The organism is Spirosoma fluminis (assembly GCF_054778895.1).
In genome coordinates this window covers 137,543-151,540 of sequence record NZ_BAAGZD010000045.1, presented here as the reverse complement: position 1 = coordinate 151,540, position 13,998 = coordinate 137,543, and the positions used below count along the sequence as shown (strand labels likewise).

At 51.8% G+C, this 13,998-nt stretch carries 11 protein-coding genes and 1 tRNA gene; 9 read left to right on the top strand and 3 right to left on the bottom strand.

Features of this window, described 5'->3' with window-relative positions; genetic code table 11:
* Window positions 1–100: 100 nt before the first annotated feature.
* Complete coding sequence (locus ACYVBJ_RS27800) at window positions 101–4,756, bottom strand: translocation/assembly module TamB domain-containing protein (protein ID WP_460985559.1); 4,656 nt, start codon at window positions 4,754–4,756, stop codon at window positions 101–103.
* Between the two features lie 132 nt (window positions 4,757–4,888).
* Here ACYVBJ_RS27800 and tsaD point away from each other — a divergent pair, with 132 nt between their 5' ends.
* The 4 genes from tsaD (at window position 4,889) to ACYVBJ_RS27780 (ending at window position 8,177) form a co-directional block, all read left to right on the top strand.
* Window positions 4,889–5,887, top strand: a complete 999-nt coding sequence (gene tsaD / locus ACYVBJ_RS27795) for a tRNA (adenosine(37)-N6)-threonylcarbamoyltransferase complex transferase subunit TsaD (RefSeq protein WP_460985558.1) — start codon at window positions 4,889–4,891, stop codon at window positions 5,885–5,887.
* 39 nt (window positions 5,888–5,926) lie between these two features.
* Window positions 5,927–6,835, top strand: a complete 909-nt coding sequence (locus ACYVBJ_RS27790) for an MOSC domain-containing protein (protein WP_460985557.1) — start codon at window positions 5,927–5,929, stop codon at window positions 6,833–6,835.
* Window positions 6,836–6,909: 74 nt separating this feature from the next.
* A complete protein-coding gene (locus tag ACYVBJ_RS27785) occupies window positions 6,910–7,704 on the top strand; it encodes a hypothetical protein (RefSeq protein WP_460985556.1) in 795 nt (264 codons plus the stop codon).
* 80 nt (window positions 7,705–7,784) lie between these two features.
* Window positions 7,785–8,177 (top strand): VOC family protein, encoded by a 393-nt coding sequence (locus ACYVBJ_RS27780; protein ID WP_460985555.1) that lies wholly within the window; start codon window positions 7,785–7,787, stop codon window positions 8,175–8,177.
* Window positions 8,178–8,193: 16 nt separating this feature from the next.
* On the opposite strand, the gene ACYVBJ_RS27775 is transcribed toward ACYVBJ_RS27780, so the two are convergent.
* Window positions 8,194–9,144, bottom strand: coding sequence for an alpha/beta fold hydrolase (locus tag ACYVBJ_RS27775; RefSeq protein ID WP_460985554.1), 951 nt, complete (start codon window positions 9,142–9,144; stop codon window positions 8,194–8,196).
* Between the two features lie 129 nt (window positions 9,145–9,273).
* Here ACYVBJ_RS27775 and ACYVBJ_RS27770 point away from each other — a divergent pair, with 129 nt between their 5' ends.
* On the top strand, window positions 9,274–9,474 hold the full coding sequence (locus ACYVBJ_RS27770) for a hypothetical protein (protein ID WP_460985553.1): 201 nt from the start codon (window positions 9,274–9,276) through the stop codon (window positions 9,472–9,474).
* Window positions 9,475–9,529: 55 nt separating this feature from the next.
* On the opposite strand, the gene ACYVBJ_RS27765 is transcribed toward ACYVBJ_RS27770, so the two are convergent.
* Window positions 9,530–10,072 carry a PAS domain-containing protein gene (locus ACYVBJ_RS27765; RefSeq protein WP_460985552.1) on the bottom strand — a complete coding sequence of 181 codons (543 nt, stop codon included), beginning with the start codon at window positions 10,070–10,072 and terminating at the stop codon, window positions 9,530–9,532.
* Window positions 10,073–10,317: 245 nt separating this feature from the next.
* On the opposite strand from ACYVBJ_RS27765, the gene ACYVBJ_RS27760 reads away from it, so the two are divergent.
* From ACYVBJ_RS27760 to ACYVBJ_RS27745, 4 genes are all read left to right on the top strand, one after another.
* Window positions 10,318–10,394: transfer RNA gene (locus ACYVBJ_RS27760), tRNA-Asp, on the top strand.
* Between the two features lie 52 nt (window positions 10,395–10,446).
* Window positions 10,447–11,544 (top strand): Nif3-like dinuclear metal center hexameric protein, encoded by a 1,098-nt coding sequence (locus ACYVBJ_RS27755; protein WP_460985551.1) that lies wholly within the window; start codon window positions 10,447–10,449, stop codon window positions 11,542–11,544.
* A 129-nt stretch (window positions 11,545–11,673) separates the two neighbouring features.
* On the top strand, window positions 11,674–12,429 hold the full coding sequence (locus tag ACYVBJ_RS27750; protein WP_460979976.1) for a zinc ribbon domain-containing protein: 756 nt from the start codon (window positions 11,674–11,676) through the stop codon (window positions 12,427–12,429).
* A gap of 91 nt (window positions 12,430–12,520) precedes the next feature.
* Window positions 12,521–13,981, top strand: coding sequence for a tetratricopeptide repeat protein (locus tag ACYVBJ_RS27745; RefSeq protein WP_460985550.1), 1,461 nt, complete (start codon window positions 12,521–12,523; stop codon window positions 13,979–13,981).
* Window positions 13,982–13,998 lie beyond the last annotated feature (17 nt).

Sequence of the window (13,998 nt, the reverse complement as noted above, 5' to 3'; positions counted from 1 at the left end):
CCCTTGTTTGCTAGGCAACGGCCCTCACGAATCCGTTAAACACCCACATGCACCTCTCCGGAACACCTACCGGAACCGGCGAATACTCAATTGCAACCCACTATCGGCTGCTTGTTGTGAACGTAGAGCTGGTGTTGGGCGCGGGCTCATCCGCCGATTTGACTGGCGTTAAGCCAGGGGTAATTCGTTTGCCGCCAAAAAGCCGGTTGAACGAACGTGTGTAGAGGAAGCTGAGTCCTCCACCGGTTGCAATGGTACTGTTGACGCTGTACTGGCTCAGGATACTTTGCTGGTTCCGGTTATACACCTTGGCCCGGAACCGACCGTCGGACGTAATGAAGTATTCGAGTGTCCACTCTCCCAGCAAACTAGCCGCGTTGTACTGACTTTGTCCGTACGTGAACCCGCCGTCGCGGCTGATCCGGAGCCGGTCGTTCAGCAGTCGATAAGAGAAACGGAGCTGCAAGTTATTAAGCAGATTTTCGTTTTGCGTGCCGCTGGTAAACCCACCGAACGAAACGCCAACGTCTAGTTTTTCGTCCAGATTAGAAGCGACCCGGCTGATCTGATTCGACAGCAACTCACTTACGCTGTTGAACACGCCCGAGTTAACCTGATTCTGATCGAAGAAGCTCGTTCCTTCGGAAAGCAGTTGGTTGAACAGCAGTACGCTGCTTACCTGCCGGGTCAGCTCCTGCTCATTACTTTGGATACGCGACTCAAACGCGGTTACCGCCTGCCGGAAATCCGACGAAGCCGGGTACTCTTTTACGTCCAGATCGTAGCTGATTGCGGGTGACGCCAGATCGCCATTCAGCTTGATCAGCAGATCAACCGGGTACCGGCGCGACTGATCGGCCCGCGTGTTTGTGGTGGAGCCATTCAGCGAAAGCAAAGGAGCCAATGAAGTGTACTGCGTATAAGCCGCCGTTACGTCCAGCAGGGCTCCATACGGATCGCCGGTCCAGGTGATTCGGCTGTTAGGACGAATCTGGAAGCGTTTGTTAATAATATTCTGGAACGTAAAGGTGTAATCGCCCTTGTCGATTTCGTAGTTACCCGTCATGGTAAAGTCGCCTTTAGTATCGACTTTCATGGCCAGACGCCCCTGCCCGTAGGCTTTGATAATATCCCCAGTCTGGCGGTCAAGCTGAATCTCGCAGTAAGCATCGGGGGTGATGTTAAAGTTGAAATCCATCTGAATACGCGACAGATCAATTTCACCCAGCGTATGATCGTTGGCCTGATTACCAGTCTGACTGGTCGGTTTACCCGTGGCCACATCAGTCCGGTTTACGAATCGAATCTGATCATCGGAGGCTACCGTCGTGGCCCCGTCGAGCGGAATATAGATGCGTGTTCCTTTATTGCTGGCTACGTTCGCCCGAATAATCAGGTTATCGATTGGGCCGGTCAGTTCGGCTTTGCCCGTCACAAACGCCTGACCATAGAACAGATCGTTGTCTTTTACGGTCGTATTGAGGATTCGGAAGTTCTTAAAGTCGGCGTCGAAGCCAAACGTCAGATCGCGGAATCCATTGTGATACACGCCCCCACGTAACAAGGCGGTATTGCCTTCCGGATCGCGCAGGGTCAACCGACGGGTGATAATTTCGTTTTCGCCGAAATAGATGTTATCATCGAATGTAAAGTCAGCTTTCAGGTAATCGAATCGACCCCGGCCGCCTTTTACCGCCACTTCGCCTTTCAGAACGGGCGCAGAGGGTGTCCCGGTGATGGCCACTGTACCACTGGTAACCCCGCCCAGATTGGAAAATAAACCGGTTGTAAAAGGCTCCAGAATCTTCAGGTCGGCGCCGTTGAGATCGGCAGCCAGCGTCAGGGGACTTTTCGGCTTCGTGGGTACGTAATTGCCCAGTAGCCTTAATACATCGACCCCCTGCCGATTGATACTGGCCTTAGCATTGAGCTGTTGAGCCAATTGGTCCCATTCTACCTGGCCCCGCACGTCCCCAATGAGCGCGTTCTGGTACGACAACGCACTGAGCGAGAGGGTGCTCTCTACAATTGGCGTTTGGTAGACATTCCGGACGGCGAGCGTGCCATTTAATGTACCGCCAAGCGTTGTATTCAGAACGGGATTCAGCGAAGCGAGCAGAAAGTTATTGGCTCCAATCGACAGCCTTTCCAATGAATCGGGCGACAGCTTGCCCGACGCACGAATCAACTGATCCTGATTCCGTACTGATAAATTTCGGATTGTGTAATCATCGCCGACTTTCCGGATCAGACTCTGCGGATTCAGGATCCAGTCACCGTCAAGTACCCGCAGTTTCGATTCGCGGAAGGTTAAATCGATTGCGTCGCCTTTGAAGCGGAGTTCGCCCGTCAGATTCGCGTGATTCGGGCTGCCAGCCTGGTCGATGCTTCCGGTAAAATCGATGTGATCGACGTCCCACGACGCTTCGGCCTGCAAATTCCGGGTTGGAAACTGGGCGCTGAATGCCTGCCGTTGCGACGTAACAATCGCCGAAGCCAGCACCTCTTCACCATACGTGAACTTAGATGTAGTCACATCCAGATCACTCGGGCCAAACCCCAGGGTGCCGATACGTAACGAATCGGTTTTGGCATTAGCCGTCAGAAAAGACGTATTATCGACCGTGAACCGACCTTCTATTCGGGAAGCCGGGGCGATATAAACGCTGGGACTCAGGAAATTCAGGAGCGGGCTGATATGCTTACTGATCAGTTGATAGTCGATGCTATAGCGCTGACCAGTCCCCGCATATTGCTTTGCGGACCGATTTGCCAGTTGGCGTTTCCGATCGTAGTACGCACGCATACCGGCGGCATCACTGGCAAAATAAAGCTGGTATTCGCGGGCGAGCTGCGTCAGGTCATCAATCGTGCGCTGGGGCTGAAAATTACCCTGGAGCCGAGTAGTCAGGAAATCAGATTCGAGGTCGAAATAGCGCTGGCTACCTCCCGAATCCCGTTGTTCTACCGACGACACAACCGTGAGCTGGTCAATATCCAGGCTACGGCGATTTAGCGTAAGGGTAGCGTTGTTAAAAGCCGCGTTGCCAACAATATCGTCGAGTTTGCTACCCTCCAGCCTGACATTCAGCTTCGTTTTGACCACCAGCGAGTCAGGCAGGTAGCCCAGCGCCCGGAAATCGGCGTGCTGTACAGTACCCCGCAGATCGTAGCGGTCGCGGGGGCCGGTCAGGTCAAATTCGCCATCGAGGGCAAACGCCAGGTTTGGGTCCCGAATGTCGACCTGCCCGTGAAAAAAAGCTTTCTGTAAGTTTCCACGGGCTGTAATATTCCGGTAGTCGTAGCCCTGCCAGCCAAAGCGCCCAAACTGTCCGTCCAGATCGATATTGGCCCGTTCTACATTCGTCCCCTGCCCGGTGATACGTCCCTGCCCGTCTACTTTACCGAACTGATCTGCCTGATCAATTAACTGACCCAGGTCAAGGTTTTCGGCCTGCAACGTAGCGGTGTAGGTGGTTTGGTCGGAGTTATCAGCTAATTTCAAGGCCAGATCACCCGTTACGTTCCCGATGCCCGTCCGGAACGTTCCTTTGGTCTTGAAGTTGTCGAAAGCGCCGGCAAAGGTGGCATCGAACGCGACGGTTCCAAGTTTCTGAATGGTTTGGTTAAACGACGTATCGGGATAGTACTGACGAATATCGGCCATGTTCACCACGGAGGGCGTAAAGGCAAAGTCGACCGTCGTTTTGTCCATATCGGGCAACCCTTTCCAGGCAATGTCGCCTTTCAACTGACTGCGCCCGTTTGCCCCAAAGTGCAGATCCGTGTTGCTTAACTTGAAATCGTTCACCGTACCGGCAAAGAGACCCGTGAGCAACCAGGTTTCGTTTAAACCGCGCAGGTATTCCGAAAAATACCCCAAATCTTTTGAGCGAACTTCGCTGTCGCGGAAACGAGCGACCATCCGCACCCGGCTGTTAAAGTCGCCGAATGCCGACGGCTTGTCGTAATAGAACGTCAGTTCGTTTCGAATGATGGAGTTGCCAATGTGCGCGTATAGATTCGCCAGCTCCATCTTGGTATTGCAGTACAGAAACCGCGTATCGAGCTGCCGAATCTTAATGCGCGAATCCCTGTCGACACCTGTCAGCCCTTTGATGTTCAGGGCAATGGTATCGCCCAGAATGAGCAGATTACTTACATCGGCGTTCAGGTGCTGCAACGTAAAGTGATCGTAGTCGAACCGCTTCCGATCCTTCATCAGGGGCTCACGCGGATCGTAGAGCGTATAGGAGCCATCGGCCAACGTAACGCGGGTCACCGTAAACGGAACGTTCTGATTAGGGATGCTGGGTTTGGTTGGATCGGCGGTCAGCTCTTCGATACGGGCAATGAAGTCGTCCAGATTGGTATCGCCATTCGCGGGATTTTTAACCATCTGAACATTGGGCTTGTACAGCACAACCTCGTCGAGATGGATGTTATGCGCCGACGAATCGATCAGGTTGCGCAGGTTATAATCCGCATCCAGGCGCCCTACCGTAATCATGGGGCGACCCTGACGATCTTTAATGGTTATGCCTTCGAGGGTCAGCGAATCAAACCATTTGATGGAAACGCCTTTGAGCGTAACGGGGAATAAAAGCTTATCGGAGAGCCATTTAGCGCCTTCCTGAGCCAGGCGCGTCTGCACTTCCGGAAGTTGCAGACTCAGCAGAATGCCCAGCGTCAGACCGACTACCGTGAGACACAGGTAGAGCAGCGTTTTAAGGAATATTGCAAAAAACTGACGCATCCGGGGCGGAAATGCCTAATGTACAATGAATAACGGAAAACTAGTGCACGTTAGAGTTCTAAAAGAGGGAACGGTTTAAGAGCAACTTCCATTATACATTTTACAAGAATCATTATCCATTAGTTTTGTACGGTGAATATATTAGCTATTGAGTCTTCCTGCGATGAGACGTCGGCCGCTGTTTTAGCCAACGGTCATATCGTATCGAACGTGATTGCGACCCAATTAATTCACGAAAAATACGGGGGCGTTGTGCCGGAATTGGCCTCACGGGCGCATCAACAGCATATTTTACCCGTCGTGGAGCGTGCGTTGACGGACGCAAATTTAGCCAAAAATGAATTATCAGCCATTGCGTTTACGCGCGGCCCCGGTTTGCTTGGGTCATTGCTGGTCGGTACGTCGTTTGCCAAAGCGCTGGCCCTGGGGCTCGGCATTCCGCTCATTGAAGTCAATCACATGCAGGCGCACGTGTTGGCTCACTTCATCGACAATCGGAAACCTGCCTTTCCGTTTCTGTGCCTGACCGTTAGCGGAGGTCATACGCAGATCGTGCGCGTTGATGGTCCGCTCGATATGACCGTGATTGGCCAAACGCAGGACGATGCCGTAGGCGAAGCATTCGATAAATCGGCTAAACTGCTGGGGCTACCGTATCCCGGTGGCCCGCTTATCGACAAGTACGCCAGAGAAGGCAATCCGCTGGCGTTTCGGTTTCCGATGGGTGAAATGCCGGAACTGAACTTCTCGTTCAGTGGCATCAAAACGGCGATTATGTATTTCCTGCGCGACAACACAAAGACAAACCCGGATTTTATCGCCCAGAATCTGCCCGATATATGCGCCAGTATTCAGCATACGCTGGTTCAGATACTCTTAACGAAGCTCAAACGGGCGGCTCGCGAGTCAGGCATTCGGGAGATCGCCGTTGCGGGGGGTGTCTCGGCCAACAGTGGCCTGCGTACTGCCCTAACCCAGCTTGGCGAAGCCCTTAGCTGGAATGTGTATATCCCCCGGTTTGAGTATTGTACCGACAACGCAGCGATGATTGCCATGGCCGCTCAGTTCAAATACGAGCAGGCCGACTTTACCGATCAGCGGGTCAGTCCTTTGCCCAGAATGGCGTTTTAACCCTGTTGCCCCGATCGCTCACCATTTCCCTGAACAACAATGACAATTTCCGAGCTACGCATCTACCCCATCAAATCACTTGGCGGCATTTCGGTTACCGAAGCCGTAGTGGAAGAAAAGGGGCTGCAATATGACCGGCGGTTTATGCTGGTACAGCCCAGCGCCGAAGGTGATGACTCATGGACGTTTATTACCCAACGTACCAATCACCACATGGCCCTGATCGACGTAGCGATTGAGGGTGATACGTTACGGGTATGGCACCGGGATACGCCAGATGATGTGCTGGAACTTCCACTTACCGGGCCGACTACCGACAACGACGACGTATTGCGGGTAACGATCTGGGACAGTAAGGGCGTGCCAGCGGTGAGCGTCAGTTCGGCGGTCGATCGCTGGTTTACAAAAACGCTCGGTATTGACTGCCGGCTGGTGTTTATGCCCTCTACGACCCGCCGGGAAGTTGATTTAGCTTACGCCCGCCAACATGACGTCGTTAGCTTTGCCGATGGCTACCCCTTCCTGCTTATCGGCCAGGCTTCGCTGGATTACCTGAATCAGCGCTTACCCGTCGATAGTCCGCGGATGAGCATGACCCGGTTCCGGCCCAATATTATTGTCAGTGGTACCTCACCCTATGACGAAGACGCCTGGGATCAGTTTCGCGTGGAGGATATGAATTTCTACGGCGTAAAACCCTGCGCCCGTTGTGTGCTGACCACCATCGACCCCGCCACTGGTAAGAAAGGTAGTGAGCCACTGAAGACCCTGGCTACGTATCGCCAATGGAAACACAAGATCCTGTTTGGTCAGAACGTATTACCTGCCACTAATGCGCGTGGTGTTTTACGGGTCGGTCAGCCGATCGAGGTTATCAGTCGCCAGCAACCCTGGCTAACGGCTCCTGCACCGCTTGACGCGATTCTGGCTGATGCCCAAAACCAATAAGGCTGTATACGGTTATCTGGCTACAATTTTGCTCACGATCTATTTTGCTTACACCGCTACGTACCGCATATTATTTGAGTTTCCCCGTCGTGATGGGTGCCGTACTGTCGAACCGGATGGCCGCGCGCTTGTCGGACGTTGAACCCATTCACTGGGCTACGCCTATCGTACTGGCCCTGGTTGTCTTTATCATTTATACGGTCGATCGTCTGCTGGATGTTCGGAAGGGTTTAGTACGTACCGCCCGGCACACATTTCACCGCCAGCATGCAGCATTACTCTGGCAAGTTGTGGCCGTTGCCGGTGTACTGGCTGTGATCCTGGCGTTTTTCCTGCCGGGCAGCGTGGCCAAATTTGGTATACTGCTGGGCGGAGTCTGTACGGCTTATGTGGGAGCCGTGTTCAGGCTCCCGGCCCGCCATCCGGCCCTGCTGCTGAAAGAGCCGCTGGTCGCTACGTTGTATTCAGCGGGGGTATGGGGTAGCGTTTGGGTACAGCGGCCTTCGATACAGGGCATTGAGATTGCCGAATTTCTAATGTTTACCGGAATCGCCTTCCAGAACCTGCTTCTGTTTGCGGTTATGGAACAACAGGAAGCTCCTACGCGGACAGAGCCATCACTGGCCGTAGCCTGGGGGCAGGAACGAGCCGATGTTGTGCTGCGCGGATTGACGTTTGTCATCGTTGCAACGGGGTTTGCGCTTTGTTTCTTTACCGAAGATCGTTTCGCGCAGCGATCGGCCATTATGCTGGGACTGATGAGCCTGACCCTGTACGGCATTCAACGGTATCCGGCTTATTTTATCAAGCATGAGCGCTATCGCTGGCTGGGCGACAGCGTATTCTGGATGCCCGCCTTAGTGCTGTAAGCGGCAATCGGCGCATACCCTGGTAGTTTCTGTTAATACAGCCGTAGCAATAATGGGCTCCGAGTACCGATTTTTGTGCTATGTATATTGAACATATTGCGATTTGGGTACGTGATCTGGAACAGATGCGTATATTTTACGAAACGTACTTTGGCGCAACCGCTATCGATAAATACGTCAATGTCAGCAAAAGTTTTTCCTCGTATTTCCTGACGTTCCCTCAAAAAGGCGCCCGGCTGGAACTGATGCAAATGGACGCTATCCCCGACTCACAGAACGATGCCCTTGCCCAGTTCACGGGCCTGATTCATTTTGCCGTTTCGGTGGGCAGTGAAGCCGCTGTTGACGCCTTGACCGAGCGGTTGCGAGCGGATGGCTATTCGATCGTTGGTGAACCCCGCCGGACGGGTGATGGCTATTACGAAAGCGTAATTCTTGACCCGGAGGAGAATCGAATTGAGTTAGTCGCCTAACAGGAGCTAAACTTTATTACTTCACGGCCATTGCTTTGGTTTGGCCATTTTCCTGTACGTCTCGCCGGTTCAATATGTCGAGGATGATCTCCGTCATGTACTCCCGCTTATTAAACACAATATCGTGCCGATTCTCGGGGAGCAGGAATTGCTTTACACGGGCATTGACCAGATGTTTCTGCGCAAACGAAACATTAGTTGGATACACCAGCTCGTCACGCTGGCCATGAAGCATAGTGATGCTGGCACGGATTTTTGGCCAGTCGGGTAAGATAGCCTCTAAAGCTTGTCGGTGCGCCAGCTTCTCATCGTTAGCCAGACGTAATAAGGTTGGTATTCCCCAACGTAACAAAGGCGTATCGACCCAATGGCTGATTGGATACGTCCGCTCTAAACCTGGCCCCAGGGCCGATGAGACAAACACGACGTGATTAACCCGGCCTGGATTGTTCATAGCCAGCCGGGCCGAGACAGACCCGCCATACGACGAGCCGACAACCATTAGATACGGTGCGTTCCGATAGCGGTTGATCAGCGGCTGAAGCAGTTCAGCCTGCCGGACTACGGATGTTTCCACCCGCCCAAAATCTGAATACCCATAACCAGGACGATCGACGGCTACCAACCGAGCCCGATTTAGCAGCATCGTATCCTTAAAAAACTCATTAAAGAAAGATAATGAGCTGGGAGCACCGTGAACAAATAACACGACCGGTTTTTCGTCTCCGGCAGACAGAGTATCCCCACGGGCCGGAGTTTCCATAAATCGAATGGTGCGCATGGCTCCATCACGATCCTTAACCTGATAGTAGTGAACCGCCGGACGAATCGCCTGATTTTTGAATTCTTCGGCCAGTTCCTCATCCGTTTGCCGGGAATCAACGAACCAGGCTACGAGTAGCGTTCCCGTAGCCAGCACAAGCAGCGAAAAAAATGCCCAGCGAAGGACATGTAAAAACCGTTTCATAGCAGTGTCATGTATTAATATAACTGCAAATCTGCGGCCAAAGGTTTTGAAAATCTGGAAAGCTGTGTAAGTGGCAAACATTTAGCCAGTCGCCCCGTTTGGTTGAGAAGAACAAAATCGCAATATGTTATGAAAGAAAAAGCCGAAGCCCCCGCTCAAATCAGCGAAATTGATCTCGATCGCCCTAATCCGGATGCTCCCGGCGATACAGGCATTAGTTCATCTGCTACGCGCGAAGAGACGTTACAGGCCCTCCAGGCCAACGATGCCGAGAAGATGACGCCCGACGAAGCGAATGAGTTGAGTACTGACGAAGGAAAGCAGGAATAAAGACAAACTTCCGATCAGTAACCGTATTACACTGGCTACTGATCGGAGGCTATGTTTACAGTAAGACTTCGTTTTCGACCGCGAGAAAATGCGTCAGTTCGCCCTGGTTATTATAAAGTGGGTCGATTTGCACCCGGCAGATATAAGGTTCTCCACTCTTGCGGTAGTTGAGCAGATCTGCCTTGACCGAATCAGCTCGGCTGAGCGATTCCCGAACCAGCCTCACGGTCGACAGGTCAGTGGCAGGACCTTGCAGTATAGCAGGCGTCTGTCCAACCGCTTCAACGTGCGAATACCCCGTCATGGTCATGAAGCTGCGGCTGGTCCACAGAATCGTTTTGGACAAGTCGGTCAGAACAAGCGTAAAGCCGGTATTTAATTTTTTAACGTAGTGGTTCCGTTGTCGGCGCGACAGGTTCCAGTCGAAAATATCGCCAAGCTGGCGGAACAGATTCGCTTCTTTCCGCTGCGCCCGTTCCTGCGCCTGCCGAAGCATAAATATTTCATAACAGGCAACAGGGTATGGTCGGCAGCCATCCTGTTGGGACCGGCTATAGACCCGGTTCACCAGTTCAACGTATGACTCCGACGTAACCATAATTTAGGGCGTTAAAGAGGAAAGGTACTGCTCATGATTCACAAAACCTAACCGCGTAGTATCAGCAAATAGACTCAGAGACGAAAAAATTTGCTCCTCGAACCAGTTGATTTCCAAAGAAAAGCTTTGCCGTTAAAGGAAGATTACAAACTTTTTTTAGCAGGTCTCTTGTGTGTAACACCAAAAGCGCCTACTTTTGTGCCACGATCAAGGAAAACAAGAACGGTTGACCGAAGATCAAAAATGGTTCGGTAGTTCAGTTGGTTAGAATACCTGCCTGTCACGCAGGGGGTCGCGGGTTCGAGCCCCGTCCGGACCGCCAACAAAAAAGCCTCGCATTTAGCGGGGCTTTTTGCATTAAACCTGCCCCGGATATGCCCCAAATCCGCGAACTGACCACGTATCTCGAAGCGTTGGCTCCCTTAACGTATCAGGAATCCTACGATAACGCTGGCTTACTGGTCGGCGACCCTTCAACCGATATTACGGGTGTTCTGGTTACGCTCGATGCCACCGAAGCCGTAATTGACGAAGCTATTACCAAAGGCTGTAACGTGGTTGTCGCTCACCATCCTATTGTCTTTAAAGGATTGAAGAAGTTCAACGGGAAAAATTACGTAGAACGGGCGGTGATCAAAGCGATCAAAAACGACGTAGCGCTGTATACCGCCCATACCAACCTTGACAACGTAGCGGGTGGAGTAAATTTTACCATTGCCGCGAAAATCGGGCTCCAGAACGTTCGGATCCTGGCACCTAAATCGCAGGTACTCAGTAAGCTCGTTACGTTCGTGCCGGGTAGCCATACCCAACAGGTACTTGACGCTTTGTACGCGGCCGGAGCGGGGCAGATCGGTAACTACAAAGATTGCAGCTTCCGCGTGGGCGGTACAGGTACGTATCAGGCTGGAGAGGGTGCCAATCCTACGCTGGGCGAGGTAGGCGAGTACCACGAAGAACCCGAGAACCGCCTTGAAGTGATCATCCCCACTCACCAGCAGGATCAGTTACTCAACGCCCTCAGACGAGCGCATCCCTACGAAGAAGTAGCCTATTATCTGACTACTTTAACTAATCAGAACCAAGAAGTTGGTTCGGGAGCCGTAGGCGAACTACCGGAGCCTCTGGACGGCCAGACCTGGTTATCGTACCTCAAACAAGCCATGAATCTGAACCTGATTCGCTATACCCCCCTGCCCAATCGACCCGTCCAGCGCGTGGCCGTTTGTGGGGGAGTTGGTAGTTTTCTGCTGCCCGACGCCATTCGGGCCGGAGCCGACGTGTTCGTGACGGCCGATTATAAGTACCACGAGTTTTTCGACGCAGACGGACGTATCGGCATCTGCGATATTGGCCATTATGAGAGTGAAGTCTTTACGAAAGAGTTGATTAGTCAGTATTTGGCGAAAAAATTCACTACTTTTGCGGTAATTTTGTCTGAAACGAACACTAATCCGGTTCGGTATTTTTAATAGTCAATGTATAGTGAATAATATACAATTTCTGAGGAGCTTTTAAGCCGATCAACTTGTTTATCTGTTCAGATACATTCAACCGCACAGGCGGTCTCCATACATTATTATACATTAACTAACTTCCGAATGGAACTAACGATTGCGCAAAAATTAGACGCTCTTCTGAAACTGCAATCTCTTGATTCTCAATTAGACGAACTCATCAAAATTCGCGGTGGTCTGCCTGAAGAGGTGCGCGACCTGGAAGACGACATCGCCGGCTTCGAAACGCGGATTGGTAAGTTTCAAGCCGAAATCAAGACGCTTGAGGAAGAAATCGAACGCAATCGCGTGGCGAAGAAGGACGCCGAAAAGCTGATTACCAAATATAAGGATCAGCAAATGAACGTTCGTAACAACCGCGAATTCGACGCTATATCGAAAGAGATTGAACTGCAATCGCTCGAAATCGAACTGGCGGATAAACGTATCAACGAAGCCCAATTCCGGGTACGTGGTAAAGAAGAAGAGATCAAAACAACGCAGAACGCCCTGAACGAGCGTAAGGAAGATCTTAAGGCAAAGAAACAGGAACTCGACCAGATCACGGCGGAGAGCCAGGAAGAGGAAAAAGCGATCATTGACCAGCGTGATGAACAGGCAACGACCATCGAATCTCGTCTGCTAAACTCGTACAATAAGATCCGGAGCAATGCACTCAACGGTTTAGCCGTCGTAATGGTAAAACGGGGTGCTTGTGGTGGCTGCTTCAACGTAGTCCCTCCTCAGCGTCAGGCCGACATTAAAGACAAAAAGAAAATCATTGTCTGCGAACACTGTGGCCGAATCTTCGCCGATGTTGAAGGCGTCCCCGAACCTGCTCCAGTTGGCCGGGGCCGGTAATCCAGCGCTTTCAAACAAACACATTTTATAAAAGGTCGTCGAATAGGCGACCTTTTATGCGTTTATCAGTGCCCAAAATTGCCCGGAGATCATGATACGTTGCTTAATCTTAGTTCTGTTCACCACTCAGCTGGCGCTGGCGCAGGATTTCACCTGGACACCGGGGTTGCAACGCGTTTATGCCGACCTCCAGAAACTTAAGGTACAGCCCGCCCGTCAGGCACTGACAACCGAACCTACGAACGGCGTTCGTATTTTTCTGGATGATTACGCCGATATGCTAACGCTCGTTACGTCGGATGATGACCGGGCCTTTACCAGGCTAAGCGACCGGGAAGACGAACGGCTCGACGCAATCAGGAAATTAGATGCAAACTCGCCCTGGCAACGGGTTCTAATGGCGGAGGTCCGGCTGCACTGGGCCTTTGCGAAGCTAAAGTTCGGGAAGGAAATCAGTGCCAGTTGGGACGTGATTCGGGCGTATAAACTCCTGGTAGAAAACCAGAAGCGATTCCCGGACTTTCTACCCACTTATAAATCGCTCGGCACCCTGCACATTATGATTGGCTCGGTACCCGAGAATTATACTTGGGTGGCAAATCTGCTTGGTATGCGCGGCAGCGTTCGGCAAGGCCAGCAGGAGTTACAGCGCGCCCAGCAGGATTCGATCTTCGGTCTGGAAGCACGACTGATCGACCTGATGGTTCGTGCTTATGTGCTTAGTTTTACTGACGCTGATGGACGATCGCTTGAGCGCTTGGTAGCGGATAATCCGGACAACTTGTTGCTTCATTTTTTCGGAGCAACTATAGAGCAGAAAAGTGGCCACAGCCAACAGGCACTTATGTACCTAATGACCCGCCCAATCAGCCCTGCTTACCAATCGTTACCGATTATCGAGAATATTCTGGGTGATATTTACCTTCAGAAAGGCCAGTATACCACTGCTACAGTTCATTTTCAGAAATTCCTGGCCGCTTACAAAGGACAGAATTTCATAAAAGATTCGTACTACAAAGTATTCCTGTGTCACTGGTTAGCCAATGAGCCAGAGGGGCAATTCCGTTCTTATCTGGAAAAAGTCGTTTCCCTCGGTCGAACGACTGTAGAGTCAGACAAGACGGCACAGAAGTTTGCTGAAGCGTATTTGAAGCGGGGTGTATCGCCTAATCAGAAGGTATTGATGCGAGCCCGACTCGCATCGGATGGGGGGTTCACCGACAGCGCACTCGCTTACCTCCGACCCTACCCCGAAACTAGATTTTCGCTTACAACTGAAAAAGCGGAATACAACTACCGCCTGGGCCGGATCTACCAGCGCCGGAACGAGGCTGATGCGGCCATTCCTTACCTGAATCGTGCGTTAGTCATTAGTGAAGCGGAGCAATTGTCATTTGGCGCTACGGCAGCTTTGCAACTTGGCTACATTTACAAACAAAAGAACGACCGCACAGAAGCACGGTCGTTCTTTCAAAAAGCACTCAGCTTTAAGCACCACGAGTATAAAAACAGCGTGGACAATAAAGCCAAAGCTGCAATGAGCCAGTTGTAGAGCAGACAAACACTCTA